A 16173-nucleotide genomic window follows, 5' to 3' on the forward strand; every position below is an offset into this window, starting at 1 on the left:
TGCGGGACAAATTCGAGCTCACTTTGCTGGTCCCAGGCCGGCCGCGTATCGACCGGATCGGCGGGGGCCAGCATGTCGGCGCCGAACCGGTTGTCGCCATGCGTTCCCTTGAGAACATACAGTTCGACCGCCCCCCCAGAGGGGGACGATGAATACGACTATGGCCAGCGCGATAGCGGGGATCGAGTCGCCCAGCCAGCCACCAAGTTGGTTGTACAGGCCGGGCACGACAAAGAACGGAACCATCCACCAGCCGCTTCGGTCCCGATCATGTAGCCGTTTGATCGAGATGGCTGCATAGATCCACAGGAATAGCGGTGTTGCAGCCGCGTGGATGATCAGCAGGATCAAGTTGGTCGGTGGCATCGAACGATAGGATGCGGGATCGACGACGGCGAAGATGTCGCTAGCGCTGAAACTGTAAGAGTTGATCGGCATTCCCAACAGCTTGCCGATTCCAACCACCGCAGAGCCTAGCAACATCATACAGCCTAGCATGATCAGCGCCGCGAGCCAGACTCTGGCGCGGTTGATGCGGCCGTCAAAGCCGAACAGAAGCCATTGATAGCCCATAAGCGATGTTCCGGAGCACGGCGATGGCGCGGCTCAGGATAGTTGGTCGCCTCGGGCGGACTTCGGTTCGATCGCGGAGCGGAACGCGCGGTCGATGAGGCTCAGACCCTCTGTGCAATCGCAGGTTCGGCAAGCGGATCGGGACCGTATTCGTTCGGCCCGGCGGTGCCGCGCAGGAAGCCAAGCTCGACAATCGCCCAAATGGTCACCGCGAAACTGGCAATATGAAAGACGAAGCTGGTGCTCGCGCTGCTGGTGCTGCCGATGCCGCTGAGGACGCTCGGCCCAAGCCAGAACACCAGGATCCACCATCCACTCTTCTCGCGGTCGTGCAGTCGCTTGATGCCGGTGGCGATGCCGGACAATGTGCCGGCGACGATGAGGACGATGGCCGCCAGCCACAGCAGGATGGCCGCGCCGACCATGCTGAACAGCCGGTCGGTGTCGAATCCGCCGAGCCACATCACGGCAGCGGCGATGAAGGCGATCCAGATGACCAGGTAGATCAGGATGGCTAGCCAGTATTTGCCGCGATTGATCCGTCCCGTGAAGCTGAAAAGCAGCGTGGTCCATTCCATGGCAGCCCCCAAGTTGTCGATCGGTCCGGTCTGCGCGATGCTACGCGCAAACCGGCCCGAACGACAATCAGTCGCGCAGCAGCTCGTTGATGCTGGTCTTGGACCGGGTGCGCTCGTCGACGCGCTTCACGATCACGGCGCAGGCTGTGGAGGGGCCGATCTGGCCGTTCTTCATCGGCTTGCCGGGCAGGTTGCCGGGGACCAGCACCGCATATTCCGGCACTTCGCCGACGAACACTTCGCCAGTTTCGCGATCGACGATCTTGGTCGATGCGCCCAGGAACACGCCCATGGCCAGTACCGCGCCCTTGCGCACGATCACGCCTTCAGCGACTTCCGAGCGGGCGCCGATGAAGCAGTCGTCCTCAATGATCACCGGACCGGCCTGCAGCGGCTCCAGCACGCCGCCGATGCCGACGCCGCCCGAAATGTGCACGCGCTTGCCGATCTGGGCGCAGGAGCCGACAGTCGACCAGGTGTCGACCATGGAGCTCTCATCGACATAGGCGCCGAGATTGACGAAGGACGGCATCAGAACGACGTTCTTGGCGATGAAGGCCGACTTGCGCACGATAGCGCCCGGTACGGAGCGGAAGCCGGCGTCGCGGAAGCTGTTGTCGCCCCATCCCTCGAACTTCGAGGGCACCTTGTCCCACCAGGCCGCGCCGCCGGGACCACCAGAGATCTGCGCCATGTCATTGAGGCGGAACGACAGCAGCACGGCTTTCTTCAGCCACTGATTGACGGTCCACTTGCCGTCGTCGGCGCGGACGGCGACGCGGGCCTCGCCCTTGTCGAGCAGGTTCAGCGCCTGATCGACGGCGTCGCGGACTTCACCTTTGGTCGAGGCGTTGACGTTATCGCGCGCGTCGAAGGCGGCATTGATGGTGGACTCGAGGGCGGTCAGCGACATCGCAATTTCCTTGGGCAGATCGTGGGTAAAGGGTGATTTCTTGAAGCTTTTGTCGGGATTTGGCCGGGGAGAGTCAAGACGCGCGGGCGGCCATCCCGCCCTACCGCGCCGCATTCAGCGCCGCCAGAAAACCTGTCAGATCGTCGGTGACGTGGTCGACATGGTCGTCGTCGCGGCCTTCCAGCTCCCAGTCCTCGCGCACCACCTCCTTGGCGCCGTCGGGCACGATCAGCACGGTGGTCATGCCGAGTTGGTGCGGCACTACGAGGTTGCGCGACAGGTCCTCGAACATGGCGGCCTTGGACGGATCGACGCCGTGCAGGCGAAGAAACTTGTCATAGGTCGGCTGCGCGGGCTTCGGCTCCAGATCGGCGGCGATGATGTCGAAGATCGCTTCGAACTGGTCGGCGAAGCCGAGGCGCTCCAGCACCGCGCTGGCATGGGCGACCGAGCCGTTGGTCAGGATCAGCTTGCGGCCGGGCAATTGCGCGATGGCGGCGCCCATCACCGGGTTGGGCTCCAGCGGCGAATGATCGATCTCGTGGACGAAGGCGAGGAAGTCGTCGGCGCGGACACCGTGCTCGGTCATCATGCCGCGCATGGTGGTGCCGTAGCGCTTGTAATAATCCTTCTGAACCTTGAAGGCCTCGTCGGGCGAAATCCTGAGGAAGTTCGCGACGAAGTCGCGGATCTTGCCATCGACCTGCTGCCACAGGTTCACGTGGTGCGGATACAGCGTGTTGTCGAGATCGAACACCCATGTCTCGACATGGTTGAAGGCACGCGGCGATTTGGTCGGCAGGGTCATTGATTGTCTCTGTTGTCCGGTCGTCACGGCGTCGCAAAGCGCAGCGTCTTGCCGCCGCCCGACATGTCGACGATGGCGAAGCCGGCGCTGGTGAGGCCGCGGGTATTGCAGTCATTGTGTTCGCGGATCTCGAACTTACTCTCGCGTGTGCACAGCATGCGAACGCCGCCCCAGCTCAGGGGCTTGTCGTTGAGCTTGATGGCGCGGCCATTGTCGTCGACAGCCTCGGCGAAACTAAGGATCTGGCGGGGCTGGCCGACCACGTCGGGCCGCAGGCATTTGCCCGGCTCGATGCGATACCAGCCGCGGCTGACAATGCCCTTGCCATCGTCGGTCGCGACTGACGCCATCACCTTGTAGGACGTGTCGTTGCACCAGGTGAGGCCGGTCGCAGAGGGAGCCTGTACCGCAGCGATCATGGTCTCGAAGAAATTCGGCGTCGAAACCACATCGGCCGGAAGACTGCGGCTTTTGAGGAAGGACGAGAGCGCGCTCTGGGTCTTCGGCCCGTCCACGCCGTCGATGGGCGCTGCGTCATAGCCCGCGATGACGAGCAGACGCTGGATGGCAGCGAGCTTGGCCTGCTCGTCGTCATATTCGCTGTCTTCCGCGAGATAGGCGATCATATTGCCGTCGTCGGTCTGCGTCGGCTTGATCATCGTGAATGGCACTTGTGACTGTCCGGCACGGCATTGCCGGGCAGCAGCGATGACGAAGTTATCCGGCGCGATGCAGAGGTTGTCGGTGCCGTTCTGCGCCACGGGTGAGGCGCCATAGATGCTGAGCGCGCGGGCATGCAGCAGGATGCGGTCGGCCGTCAGCGTGCCCTGTACGACGACGCGGCACTGCGCGGGGTCGATGCGAAACCAGCCGCGCGTCGCGGTGGCGCTCTTGTCGTCGATGCCGATGGCGGCTTCGACGACATAGCTCATGCGATTGCAGAGTTTGAGATCGGCGCGGGCGGCCGTGCTGGCAAATAGCCAGATGACGCTGGCGAGAAGCGTCAACGATGTTTTCCGCGTCCACCAGCCAGACGCGAATGGCCGGGACAAGCCCGGCCATGACGACGTGTGGTGTGGTGCGTCCATCACTTGTGGATCAGCGTGCCTGTGCCCTGATTGGTGAAGAGTTCGAGCAGCACGGCATGCGGGGTTTTGCCGTCGATGATCACGACGCCTTCGACACCCTGTTCGAGCGAATAGATGCAGGTCTCGACCTTCGGAATCATGCCGCCGGAGATCGTGCCGTCAGCGATCAGCTTGCGGGCATCCTTGATCGACAGTTCCGGGATCAGCTTCTTCGACTTGTCGAGCACGCCCGGCACGTCGGTGAGCAGCAGCAGGCGCTTGGCCTTCAGCGCGCCTGCGACGGCGCCGGCAAAGGTATCGGCATTGACGTTAAAGGTCTTGCCATCCTTGCTTGCTGCGAGCGGCGCCAGCACCGGGATCAGCTCATAGCCGATCAGCTGGTTGAGCAGCGTAAGATCGACCTTTTCCGGCTCGCCGACAAAGCCGAGATCGACCACCTTCTCGATGTTCAGAATCGGGGTCGACCATGGTGCGCGTCGCCTTCGACGCGGTGACCATGTTGCCGTCCTTGCCGCATAGGCCGACGGCCTTGCCGCCGGCTTCGTTGATGTAGCTGACGATCTGCTTGTTGATGGAGCCTGCCAGCACCATCTCGACGATCTCGATCGTCGCCGCGTCGGTGATACGCAATCCTGCGGCGAATTCGGACTTGATGCCGAGGCGCGTCAGCATCTGCGCGATCTGCGGGCCGCCGCCATGCACGACCACCGGATTGATGGCGGTCTGCTCCAAGAGGACGATATCGCGGGCAAATGCGCGGGCCGTATCCTCGGCGCCCATGGCGTGCCCGCCATATTTGATGACGATCGTCTCTTCGTCATATTGCTGCATGTGGGGCAGCGCCTCCGACAGGATGCGGGCCTGGTCGAGAGCACTGATGATGGGCGCGTCGGTCATGAAGCGGATCTCACGGTGAGCAATCTGCGGCGCGTTCTAGCCGATTGATTGCCGCCGCGCAAAGCATCGCTGCTCTGTCCAGTGGCCCGGCGTCAGGTGGGGCGCGGCCAAGCTGCGGATACCGCCAGCGCCAGCCAGCTTAGGATCAGCAGGGTGCCGCCGGTCGGGGCGGCCATGGTGAACAAGCCGTGACCGACATATTGGCGCAGGGTCAGGTCGCCGGCGAAAATCGCGGCAGCAATGACAAAGCCGAAGGCCGCCGTCAGGCCGATCTGCAGATGGGCGACGCCACGCTCGATCAGGGCGACGACACCGAGAATGGCGGCGGCATGAAACAACAGCATCGAGGAGGCCGAGGCCAGCCGCGTCGCGTCCGGCTGGTGCGCCGAAGCGGCGGCGAGAATGACGCCGTCGGCGCCCATCACACCGGCCAGGATGACAAGAATGCGAAACAGGCTAAAGCGGGTCATCAGTTGCGCTCGTTCAACAGGCGGACCATTGCAGCCCGCAATTCGGCCATGCCGTCACCGGTACGCGACGATGTAACCAGCACGTCCGGAAAGGCTGCCGGGTGAGTCCGTAACTCGGCGCGAACCTCTTCGAAGGTCTTTTCGAGTTCGCTCTTCTTCACCTGATCAGCCTTGGTCAGCACGATCTGGTAGCTGACCGCCGAACGATCGAGGGACTTGAGCACGTCGAGGTCGACATCCTTCAGGCCATGCCGGGAGTCGATCAGGACGTAGACGCGCGCGAGGCTCGCTCGGCCCTGGAGGAAATTGTAGATCAGTTTGGTCCAGGACGCGATCTTGACCTTCGGCGCCGAGGCATAGCCGTAGCCGGGCATGTCGACGAGCCGGAAGTCGGAGCCATCGGGACCTTCGAAGAAGATCAGCTCCTGGGTGCGGCCTGGCGTATGCGAGGTCCGGGCCAGCGCGTTGCGGCCGGTCAGCGAATTGATCAGGCTGGATTTGCCGACATTGGAGCGGCCGGCAAAGGCCACTTCCATCCCTGCCATTGGCGGCAACGTCTCGATCGAGGGCGACGCCCAGATGAACGTCCATTCGCCTGCGAAAAGCAGGCGGCCCTGTTCGATCAGCTTCGCATCGGTGTCAGTGGTCATGCGAAGTCTTTCCGGCTACGCGCCCCGGCTTGCGCCGGGGACGTCAGCCACTTGGTTTGATCAGGTCGTTTTCTTCTTCGCGAAGGTCGACTTCACGTTGTCGAACAGTTCGACCTTCACGCCGTTACGATTCATGATGTAGGCCTGCTGCAGCACCGAGAGAGTGTTGTTCCATGCCCAGTAGATCACGAGGCCTGCCGGGAAGCCGGCGAGCATGAAGGTAAAGATCAGCGGCATCCAGTCGAAAATCATCTTCTGGGTCGGATCCGGTGGCGTCGGATTGAGCTTCATCTGGAACCACATCGTGATGCCCATGATGATCGGCCAGATGCCGAGCGCCAGGTAGTGACCGAACACAGGAATCGTCGTCGGATCGAAGGGGATCAGGCCGAACAGGTTGAACAGGTTGGTCGGATCATGCGCCGACAGATCCTTGATCCAGCCAAAGAACGGCGCGTGGCGCATTTCGATGGTGACGAACAGGACCTTGTAGAGCGAGAAGAACACCGGGATCTGCAACATGACGGGAAGACAACCGGCGATCGGGTTGATCTTCTCCTTCTTGTAGATCTCCATCATCTCCTGCTGTTGCTTCATCTTGTCGTCAGGGAAGCGCTCCTTGAGCGCCGCCAGCTGCGGCTGCACGGCCTTCATCTTCGCCATCGAGGCGTAGGACTTCGAGGCCAGCGGGAAGAAGATGATCTTCACCAGTACGGTGACGAGCAGAATGGCGATGCCGAAGTTGCCGAACAGGTGGAAGAACCAGTCGAGCGCCAGGAACATCGGCTTGGTGATGAAGTAGAACCAACCCCAGTCGATCAGAAGGTCGAAGTGGTTGAGGCCGAGCGCCTGATTATAGCCGCCGAGGCCGACAGCCAACGGGAAGTTGATGCCGACAGTGGCCGCTTCCTTGGCGCCGGCAAATAGGCGGGCATTGGCCGTGCCGGTGCCGCCGATGGCGATGGTCTGCGCGTCCTGCAGATAATCGGTCTGGTAAGTCCGCTGGGTGCCGGTCAGGTTCGACGAGAAACGGGCCTGCAGCTGCGCATTGGTGTCGGGCAGCAGCGCCGAAGCCCAATATTTGTCGGTGATGCCGAGCCAGGCATTGGTGACCTTGAAATTCACCGCCTTGGCTTCGTCGATCTTCTTGTAACCGTATTCCTGCAGGCCCTGGTCGCCGAGATAGCCGACGAGGCCTTCATGCAGGATGTAATAGCCTTCGACATGCGGTGTGCCGTGGCGCGAGATCAGCGCGAACGGATACAGCGTCACCGGCGCGTTGCTGATATTGCTGACGTCATCCTTGACCGAGAACAGGTAGCGGTCATCGATCGAAATGGTGCGGGTGAAAGTGAGGCCGTCGCCATTGTTGTACTTCAGAACGACAGGCGTGGTCGGCGTCAGGGCGTTGGAGCCTTCCTGCTGCCACTGGGTGTTCTGGTCGGGGATTTTTGTGTTTGCACCGGCGGCGGCGACCCAGCCGAACTCGGCATAATAAGGCGCGGCCGTGCCCGACGGGGAGAACAACACGATCGCCGGCGATTTCGGATCCACAGTGTCGCGGAACTTGGTCAGCGAGATATCGTCGAGGCGCGCGCCCTTCAGCGCGATGCTACCGGAGATGCGCGGCGTGTCGATCTTGACGCGCTGCGATGCTGCAATGGCACTATCGCGGCTGACGATCGGAGCGTTGGCCGGCGCCACATTCGTGGGTGCGCCGCCTGCGGCGGTGGAATTCGCGGTCGGCGTCGTGCTGCCGGGCGTGGCGTTTGGCTGTGCGGTCGGGTTGGCGAGCTGGGTCTGCGTCGCGGTCTGTGCGCGCTGCTTCTCCATCTGCGGGATGTTGTAGAAATATTGCCAGCCGATCAGCACCAGGCCGGACAGAATGACGGCAATGATGGTGTTGCGATTGTCGGTCATCGTTCAGGTCTCGTCATTCAAATGCGGGTGCGGCTCTCGCTTCCGGCTGCGCGCTTGTCGCAGGCTGAAAGCGTCAGGTCACGCTGGTTTTAGAAGATTGCGTCTTAGAAGATTGCCGATCGAGGCGGTGCAGCGCCGAGCGGAGGTCGTCGAGCATCATCATGAAATCGCGTTGGAGCGCGACACGACGGCCGACTAGCACATAATCGCTGTGGGGTCGCATGGATAAGACATCGACGCGCTTCACCAGTTCGCGAAGCCTGCGCCGGATACGGTTCCGCTCGGTGGCGGTTCCGTTTTTTTTGGTCACGGTAAAGCCGACCCTGATCGGGCCGTCGTCGTCACGTCGCCGGGTTTGCATCACAAAGGCAGGGCTGTTCACCCGCGGCCCATTGGCAGCGGCGAGAAAGTCCGCCCGCTGCCGTAACCGGTCCATGATGAACTCTCGGAAGAGATCCGATCAGGCGCTGAGGCGCTTGCGGCCACGTGCGCGGCGCGCAGCCAGAACCTTGCGGCCGCCAACGGTCGCCAAGCGAGCGCGGAAGCCGTGACGGCGCTTGCGCACCAATTTGCTGGGTTGATAAGTCCGCTTCACGGGTCGTTCTCCGCTGACCGGGCAATTCGCCGAGTAATTTGAGGTAAGTCCTAAGATGTTGGCTCAACGAGCCATTTCGGGCCCAAAGACGAGCCGCACCCGATCTAAAACCGGGTCATCGCGGACAGTTGGCGGGCTTATACGGGAGCGTCCTGTTTTCGTCAACGTTGCCCTGTAGCGGTGCTCTGATCCGCCAAATTCCTGGAACCACGGGATTAATCCCAATTTCCCGGTGTTTTCAGGTTGTTGGCGGTTGTGAAATTGCTCTATGGCTTAAGCGTGTTCGCTCAGCGGACAAATTTAAGAACTGGTCGCAAACATCATCGTAACAAATCGTCGTTGGACCCGTATCGCTCAATAGTTCAGCGTCAGACCGTGAGATCAGAGGCCAATATTGTGTCTTCGGCCGGCGAAAAGCCCATCGAGCCCGCGTTCAGGCTCGGCCCCATGCGACGGCTGGGGCTGTCGGGCAAGCTGTTGCTGCTCACCATTCCGCTGGTGCTGATTGCCGAAATTCTCATTTATGTGCCCTCGATCGCTAATTTCCGGATCAACAGGCTGAACGACAGGCTGGCCGCGGCCAATACGGCAGCACTGGTGCTGGACGCTGCGCCGCTTGGGATGGTCCCGGAATCGCTGTCGCGGCAGATCCTGAGCAGCATCGGCGCCCGTGCGGTGGCCATCAAGATGGGCCAGCAGCGCCGTCTGCTCGCTAGCGCTGATTTGCCGGCGCAGATCGATCATGACATCGACATGCGGTCGATGACGGTGTGGTCGGCGATCGTCGATGCGTTCGAGGTCATGCTGGAAACTGGCGATCAGACGATGCGCATCATCGGGCCGGCGCCCGGCGGAGCGCAATTCATTGAAGTAGTGGTCGATGAATTGCCGCTGCGGCAGGCGATGTATCGTTTCTCCAGCAATCTGTTGTGGGTGTCGCTGGGATTGGCGATTCTCTCGGCGGGGCTGGTCTATCTGGCGCTGCATTATCTGTTCGTGCGGCCGATGCGGAATTTGACGGCCAATCTCGTCGCTTTCCATGAAAACCCCGAGAGCTCGGCGCGGATTATCGTGCCGAGCCAGCGCGCCGACGAAATCGGCGTGGCGGAGCGCGAATTGTCCGACATGCAGCGCGATCTCGTTTCAATGCTGCATCAGAAGAGTCGTCTCGCTGCGCTCGGCCTCGCGGTCTCGAAGATCAATCATGACCTGCGCAACCTGCTTGCGTCGTCACAATTGCTGTCAGATCAGCTCGCCAGCGTGCCCGATCCGCGCGTGCAGCGCTTCGCGCCGAAGCTGATGCGCTCGCTGGAGCGCGCCATCGCCTTCTGCCAGTCGACACTCTCTTATGGCCGCGCGCAGGAAGCTGCCCCCGATCGCAAGATGATTCTCGTTGAGCCGGTGGTCAACGAAGTCCGCGAATCGGCCGGGCTTGCGACCGACGTGTCGATCGGCTGGGTCAACGCCATCGAGCGCGGGCTGATGATTGATGCCGATCCCGACCAGTTGTTTCGCATTTTGCTCAATCTGGTCCGCAATGCGGCCCAGGCGCTGGAGGGGCAGCCGCAGAGCGACGTCGCCCCGCAGCAGATTCGCATCACCGGCCGCCGCGAAGGCGCTGTCACCATTCTCGAAGTGTCCGACACCGGCCCCGGCGTCCCGCAGCGGGCGCGCGACCACCTGTTCGAAGCATTTCAGGGCTCGTCCCGCCCCGGCGGTAGCGGGTTGGGCCTCGCGATCGCGGCCGAATTGGTCCGCGCCCATGACGGCGATATTCACCTTGTGGAAGGCACTTTGGGTGCAACCTTCCGGATCAGCCTTCCGGACAGGCCGGTGGAACTGCACAGCATCCGCAAAGAACGCGCGCGGGCCTGAGCCGTCTTTTCCGGGTATGTCACGGGAGTGAAATAAGCGGCTCAGGGCGCTTGCCAAGCCGGGCTCGACCCGGTAGCTATGGCCCGCTTTCGCAAACATCGTTTCCGAAACGCATCCGGTGTTGGCGGCTCTGACTTTTGGCCCCACACATCGCGGCACGCGCCCGTAGCTCAGCTGGATAGAGCACGTGACTACAGAATCACGGGGTCAGAGGTTCGAATCCTTTCGGGCGCGCCATTTCCGCTTCATTGTGATGCGCCAATCATCGTCGCCATTGCTGCGCTTCTCGTAGCTTACGGGATCCTTGCCACAACGTCGGGCCGGTTTTTCTCGAGCCAGGCTACGGCCTCGGGTCCATCGACGACGCACTCGAAGGTTTCCCAAGTGGGGTCCTCCAGGGATTCCGGTTGCAGTCGCTTCGCTGCATACTCAACGAGGTCGTGCAAGCGTTCGTATCCTTGTCGGCGCTCGAGGGAGTCTGCAATCGCTGTGCTGGCCCATCCTCGTTGGGCCAAATCGATAATGCTCGGAGCGTTAGCCTCGCTGAACCAGGGTGTGGCATCGAACTCGATGCAGCGGACATTATCAGCGGTATGGCAAGTAGCGTGGATCATTGGGTCCCTCCGTTCGCCGGCTAACAACCTGCGCTAGCATTGCTCTCTAGAGTTTCACATCGCTGCCTCGCACGCCTCAGCCTTTGACCAGGTCCCCCAGCAGGTTTGCCGCCACCATCAGCTTGGCGAGCGTCAGGCCGCCTGCCGCAATCTCCTCGACTGCGCGGCGGATGCGCGTCGCCTCGGGATGAGCTGCAAGCCAGGTCTCCGCAGCCTGCTGGCCGGATTGGCCGGTTGCCAGCATATCCGCGGCAAGGCCTCTTTCGGCAGCCGCGATCAGGTCGACGGCGCGGTCGATGGCGAGGCGTTCGAAACGATCGCTGACCGGCACGCTGCGCGCGGCAGCGATGATCCGGTCGAGACGGAAATTGGCCTCGGCGGCAAAGAACGTCGCGGCGGCTTCCCCGATACTGCGGCTGGTGCGCTCGGCGACCGTCACGATGTCCGGCGCCGAGACCAAGGTGTCGAGATCGGCCAGTTCGCCGGCGAGGCCGGACGGGACGCCGGCGTCGGTCAGCTCCTGCCGGCGCTTCCCGCGCGCGGCCTGCAAGTCCGGTGGCAGGGTGTTGTCGAGAGAGGCTCTGATCTCGCGGATACCTGGGCCGAAACGGGCGATCACCGCCTCGAGGCCGTCCTTGAAATCAATATTGCGCACGTACCAGACCATGCGGGAAAGCAGAAGGTCCTGGACCGCCTCATAGAGGGACAACTGCAACTGCCCCTCGATGCAGACGTCGAGCGTATCGATCGCATCATTTAGCCCCTTGAGCCCGTAGGATTCATCGACCGCCACATAGGCCATGACGATAGTGGTGATATCGGCATCGGTTTCGTCGATCAGGCGCACGATACACGCCGGGCCGCCGCGGTTGATGACCGTATTGACGAGGCTGGTCGCGATGATTTCGCGTCGGAGGCGATGGAACTCTACCGCTGTCGGGAATCTGTCCTGAACCTGGCCAGGAAAATACCTCGAGAGCTCGCGAGCGAGATAAGGATCGTCCGGCACGCTGGTGCCGAGCAGGTCGTCGTAGAGCGTCAGTTTGGCGTAGGCGAGCAACACGGCAAGTTCAGGCCGTGTCAGGGACTGCCCGCGCCTCGTGCGCTCGGCGATCGCGGCGTCGTCGGGCAGAAATTCGACTGCACGGCTGAGCAAGCTGCGCTGCTCGAGCGACTGCATCAGGCGGGTGAGGAAGCCGGTCTCTGCCACGCCCTTGCGTTCAGCGAGCGAGAGCGCGAGCGTCTGCAGATAGTTGTTGCGTAGAACGAGCGCACCGACGTCGTCGGTTATCGCGGCAAGCAGCGTGTTACGGTCAGCCGGGCTGAGGCGTCCCTCGCGCTCGGGGCGCGCCAATGCGATCTTGATATTGACCTCGACGTCGGACGTATTCACGCCGGCCGAATTGTCGATCGCGTCGGTGTTGAGCTTCACGCCCGTCTGCGCCGCTTCGATGCGGCCGCGCTGGGTGACGCCGAGATTGGCGCCTTCGCCGATCACCTTGGCGCGAACGTCGGTCCCGGTGATGCGGATCGGATCATTGGCGCGGTCGCCGGCCTGATCGTCGCTCTCCTCCGATGCCCGGATATAGGTGCCGATGCCGCCAAACCACAGGAGGTCCGCGCGCGCCTTCAGGATCGCCGTCATCACCTCGAAGGGCGTTGCCTGCGGCTTGTCGAGATCGAGCAGGCTGCGCACTTCCGGTGCGAGCGGAATCGCCTTGAGGGAGCGCGAGGACACGCCACCGCCTTGCGAGATCAGCGATTTGTTGTAGTCCTGCCAGCTCGATCGCGGCATGTCGAACAGGCGCTTGCGTTCGGCGTAGCTGATCGCCGGATCGGGAGAGGGATCGATGAAGATGTCGCGGTGATCGAAGGCCGCAACGAGTTTCGTCGCCGGCGAGAGCAGCATGCCATTGCCGAAGACGTCGCCGGACATGTCGCCGACGCCGACTACGGTGAAAGGCATGGTCTGAATGTCGGTGCCGAGCTCGCGGAAGTGGCGTTTGACCGCCTCCCAGGCGCCTCGCGCCGTAATCCCCATCTTCTTGTGGTCGTAGCCCTGGCTGCCGCCGGAGGCGAAGGCATCGCCGAGCCAATGGTTCTTCTCGGCCGAAATCGCGTTGGCGATGTCGGAGAAGGTGGCGGTGCCCTTGTCGGCGGCGACGACCAGATAAGGATCGTCGCCATCGTGCCGCAAGGTCGAGTCGGGCGGGAGGAGGTCGTCGCCGTCGAGATTGTCGGTGAGTTCGAGCAGCGAGCGAACGAAGATGCGATAGGCTTCGGTGCCTTCCGCGAGCCACGCGTCGCGGCTGGAGAGCGGCGGCAGGCGCTTGGGCACGAAGCCGCCTTTGGCGCCGACCGGCACGATCACGGCGTTCTTGACCTGCTGGGCTTTGACCAGGCCGAGGATCTCGGTGCGAAAATCCTGCGGCCGATCGGACCACCGCAGTCCGCCGCGCGCAACCTTGCCGAAGCGCAGGTGAATGCCTTCGACGCGGGGAGAATAGACGAAAATCTCGTAGAGCGGTCTCGGAGCCGGCAGGTCCTCGATTCCGCGCGCGTCGAACTTGAAGGAGATCACCGGACGCGGATGTCCGTCCTCGCCGACCTGCCACAAGTTGGTGCGGATGGTGGACTGCACCAGATTGGTGAAACGGCGGAGGATGCGGTCTTCGTCGAGCGATGCGACGGATTTGAGCTGCTCCTCGATATCGGCAAGGAGGGCGGTCTCCTTGGCCGAGCGCTCGGAATCAGTAAGGGCGAGGCGTGGATCGAGGCGGGTCTGGAACAGCGCGACGAGGTTGGCGGTGATCGCTACGTTCTTGCGCAGAGTCTCCCACATATAATCCTGGCTGAACGGCGCGCGGATCTGGTGCAAATAGCGGGACAGCGCTCGGATGGTCGAGACTTCGCGCCAGCCCAGGGCCGTGCGCAGGATCAGCCCGTTATATCCGTCGGATTCGGCGCGATCACCGACCACTGCCATGATCGAGGCTTCGAGCCGATGACTGAATTCCCGGTTGATCTCGATCGGCTGGCCGTCGCTGGTCTCGATCGTCATGTCGTGCAGCCACACCGGCTCCGGCCTGGCACCGGGCACGATCTGATAGGTACGTTCATCGACCACGCGCAGGCCGTGATTTTCGATCACCGGCACGCGATAGGACAGCGACAGCGGCGCGGCATCCGAGAACACCTTCAGGCCGAAGCGCCTGGGATCGTCCTCGCCCTCGAAGCGATGAACCGAAATCGTCACCGGGCGGGTTGGCGTGAGCCTTTCGATGGTGGCGATATCGGCAATCGCCTGTTCGGCCGTGGAAACCTCGGTATATCCGCCGGTAAAGGCCTGGGCATAGCGATTGGCGAGCATGCGTGCCCGCATGCCATCGGTAGACGCAGTCAGCGCGGCCTTCAGCTTGTCGGCCCAGGTCGCGGCAATGGCGCTGATCCCGGCTTCCAGCGTGGCGCGCTCGACGGCAGGAGTCTTACCTTCATAGCGTCCGATGATGTAGTGAACGCGCGTCAATGCTCCTTCGGGGAAAGACACGTAGGAGGCCGCCTGCATCCCTTTGTAGATCTGCGACAGGAAGGCGCCGACGCGCATGCGCACATCAGTGTCGTATTTGTCGCGCGGAATGAAGACGAGGATGGAGACGAAGCGATCGAACTTGTCGACCCGAGCGAGCGCCCGGACGCGGGGGCGCTCATAGAGGATCAGGATTTCCATGACGAAATTGAAGAGGGTGTCGACGTCGACCTGGAATAGTTCGTCTCGCGGATATTCCTCGAGGATATGCATCAGCGCCTTGCCCGAATGGCTGTTCGGATCGAAGCCGGCGCGCTGGAGCACCCGCGATACCTTGTGGCGAACATAGGGGATCTGTCGTGCCGAGCGCGTATAGGCGCCTGAGGTGAACAGGCCGACGACTCGCAATTCACCTTCGAGCCGGCCGTCGGGCGCATAGAGCTTGATGCCGATATAATCCATCCGGATGCGGCGATGAACGCGGCTACTCACATTGGCCTTGATGACGATGAGTAGGGTCGGCTCGCGCATGAACTCGCGAATTTCCGACGTCATCACCACCATTTCGCTGCCGCGGCGCAGGACCTTTACATCGGGGTCGCGGAGGATGCCGAGGCCCTCAGCGGTCGTGATGTCGTCCGACGCATCGCTGTCGGGCGAGAAGCGATACTCGCGCACGCCGAGAAAGGTGAAATTGTCCGCGCACAGCCATTGCAGGAACTGGTTGGCCTCGGCGACCTCGTCGATCGGCAGCGGCGGTGGATTGGAAGAGAAAGTCTTGATCGCGTTCTCGACGCGGTCGCGCATGACGCGCCAGTCCGCGACGCTGGCGCGCACGTCGCTTAACGTCCCGGTGAGGCCGTCAATCAGCCTCTCGCGGTCGGTGTCGGCGTCGAGGCGGGTGATGTGGAGATGAATCAGGCTCTCGCGCGCGCCCTTTGCCCCTTCCGGCAGTGCTTCACCGTGGAAGTGCAGGAGTTTGCCTTGGTCATCGCGCTCCACCGCGATGATGGGGTGAGCGACGAGGGTGACTTCGATGCCCTGCTCGGCGAGCTCCGCCATGATGGAATCGAACAGGAAAGGCATATCGTCGTTGAGAATTTCGAGCACGGACATCTCGCGCCCGTCCGGCATCGTCGGATTGACGACGCGGATATCGGCACGACCCGCCGTGCGCCGCTGTACATGCTCCCAGGCTCGCTCCGCCAGGAAGGCAAGCGAGGAGGCATCGTAACTGGCGAGGTCCTCAACATTGGTGTAGCCGAACATAAGCTCGGCAAAGGTTCGGGGGGCCTTGCCCGGCTGCACGCTTCCCGCCGCGTCGCGGATCAGAGTTGCCCGGGCCTTGTCGTCACGCCACGCCATAGCATCCTCCACGTCCCAGCCAACTAACCGCAATTACGGTCGGCCGTTGTTTTTGGAGTGCATCTCTTCGTGCGCCATCGTTTCCCGACCGCGTTTCAATCGCACAGGTGAAATTTTCGGTCGTACGGTCTCGACTATGTTAGCACCCCGGAGCCGCCCTGGCGCGCGGAGTTGTGAGGTGTGTCTTGAGGCCGGAATCGATGCCGACGAGCCTCTCGTCATGGGACGTCTTATGAAATCGCAAGCAATTTCAATCATGTATAAGTTCGTGGCTGTATTCCGAATGGCGCGCCAGACTTTT

At 62.3% G+C, this 16173-nt stretch carries 12 protein-coding genes, 1 tRNA gene and 1 pseudogene; 2 read left to right on the forward strand and 12 right to left on the reverse strand.

The genetic code is table 11. From position 1 onward, the window contains the following. Positions 1-18: 18 nt before the first annotated feature. The 11 genes and pseudogenes from RSO67_RS21075 to rpmH form a co-directional block, all read right to left on the reverse strand. Positions 19-573, reverse strand: coding sequence for a DUF805 domain-containing protein (locus tag RSO67_RS21075; RefSeq protein WP_315840435.1), 555 nt, complete (start codon positions 571-573; stop codon positions 19-21). 101 nt (positions 574-674) lie between these two features. Continuing rightward, complete coding sequence (locus RSO67_RS21080; protein ID WP_315840436.1) at positions 675-1151, reverse strand: DUF805 domain-containing protein; 477 nt, start codon at positions 1149-1151, stop codon at positions 675-677. A gap of 67 nt (positions 1152-1218) precedes the next feature. Further along, the gene (gene dapD, locus RSO67_RS21085) at positions 1219-2064 is read right to left on the reverse strand and encodes a 2,3,4,5-tetrahydropyridine-2,6-dicarboxylate N-succinyltransferase (RefSeq protein ID WP_231078267.1); all 846 of its coding nucleotides are present in this window, start codon (positions 2062-2064) and stop codon (positions 1219-1221) included. A 100-nt stretch (positions 2065-2164) separates the two neighbouring features. Continuing rightward, positions 2165-2872 (reverse strand): pyrimidine 5'-nucleotidase, encoded by a 708-nt coding sequence (locus tag RSO67_RS21090; RefSeq protein ID WP_315840437.1) that lies wholly within the window; start codon positions 2870-2872, stop codon positions 2165-2167. A 23-nt stretch (positions 2873-2895) separates the two neighbouring features. Continuing rightward, a complete protein-coding gene (locus RSO67_RS21095) occupies positions 2896-3879 on the reverse strand; it encodes a DUF1036 domain-containing protein (RefSeq protein WP_315840438.1) in 984 nt (327 codons plus the stop codon). Between the two features lie 80 nt (positions 3880-3959). After that, positions 3960-4857, reverse strand: a pseudogene (argB, locus tag RSO67_RS21100) (acetylglutamate kinase). 92 nt (positions 4858-4949) lie between these two features. After that, positions 4950-5327 carry a DUF423 domain-containing protein gene (locus tag RSO67_RS21105; protein ID WP_315840439.1) on the reverse strand — a complete coding sequence of 126 codons (378 nt, stop codon included), beginning with the start codon at positions 5325-5327 and terminating at the stop codon, positions 4950-4952. After that, positions 5327-5977 (reverse strand): ribosome biogenesis GTP-binding protein YihA/YsxC, encoded by a 651-nt coding sequence (gene yihA, locus RSO67_RS21110; RefSeq protein ID WP_315840440.1) that lies wholly within the window; start codon positions 5975-5977, stop codon positions 5327-5329. Before yihA ends, RSO67_RS21105 begins: the two co-directional genes overlap by 1 nt. A gap of 60 nt (positions 5978-6037) precedes the next feature. After that, positions 6038-7897 carry a membrane protein insertase YidC gene (gene yidC, locus RSO67_RS21115; RefSeq protein WP_315840441.1) on the reverse strand — a complete coding sequence of 620 codons (1860 nt, stop codon included), beginning with the start codon at positions 7895-7897 and terminating at the stop codon, positions 6038-6040. 73 nt (positions 7898-7970) lie between these two features. Continuing rightward, positions 7971-8333, reverse strand: coding sequence for a ribonuclease P protein component (gene rnpA / locus RSO67_RS21120; protein ID WP_315840442.1), 363 nt, complete (start codon positions 8331-8333; stop codon positions 7971-7973). Positions 8334-8357: 24 nt separating this feature from the next. Beyond that, on the reverse strand, positions 8358-8492 hold the full coding sequence (rpmH, locus tag RSO67_RS21125) for a 50S ribosomal protein L34 (RefSeq protein WP_011471298.1): 135 nt from the start codon (positions 8490-8492) through the stop codon (positions 8358-8360). A gap of 447 nt (positions 8493-8939) precedes the next feature. Between rpmH and RSO67_RS21130 the strand changes: the two genes are divergently transcribed. After that, a complete protein-coding gene (locus RSO67_RS21130; RefSeq protein ID WP_315844322.1) occupies positions 8940-10367 on the forward strand; it encodes a HAMP domain-containing sensor histidine kinase in 1428 nt (475 codons plus the stop codon). A 159-nt stretch (positions 10368-10526) separates the two neighbouring features. Beyond that, positions 10527-10604, forward strand: a tRNA-Cys gene (locus RSO67_RS21135). 453 nt (positions 10605-11057) lie between these two features. Here RSO67_RS21135 and RSO67_RS21140 read toward each other — a convergent pair. Beyond that, on the reverse strand, positions 11058-15884 hold the full coding sequence (locus RSO67_RS21140; protein ID WP_315840443.1) for an NAD-glutamate dehydrogenase: 4827 nt from the start codon (positions 15882-15884) through the stop codon (positions 11058-11060). Positions 15885-16173: the final 289 nt, after the last annotated feature.

It is taken from the genome of Tardiphaga sp. 709 (assembly GCF_032401055.1).
In the GTDB taxonomy this organism is placed as follows: domain Bacteria; phylum Pseudomonadota; class Alphaproteobacteria; order Rhizobiales; family Xanthobacteraceae; genus Tardiphaga.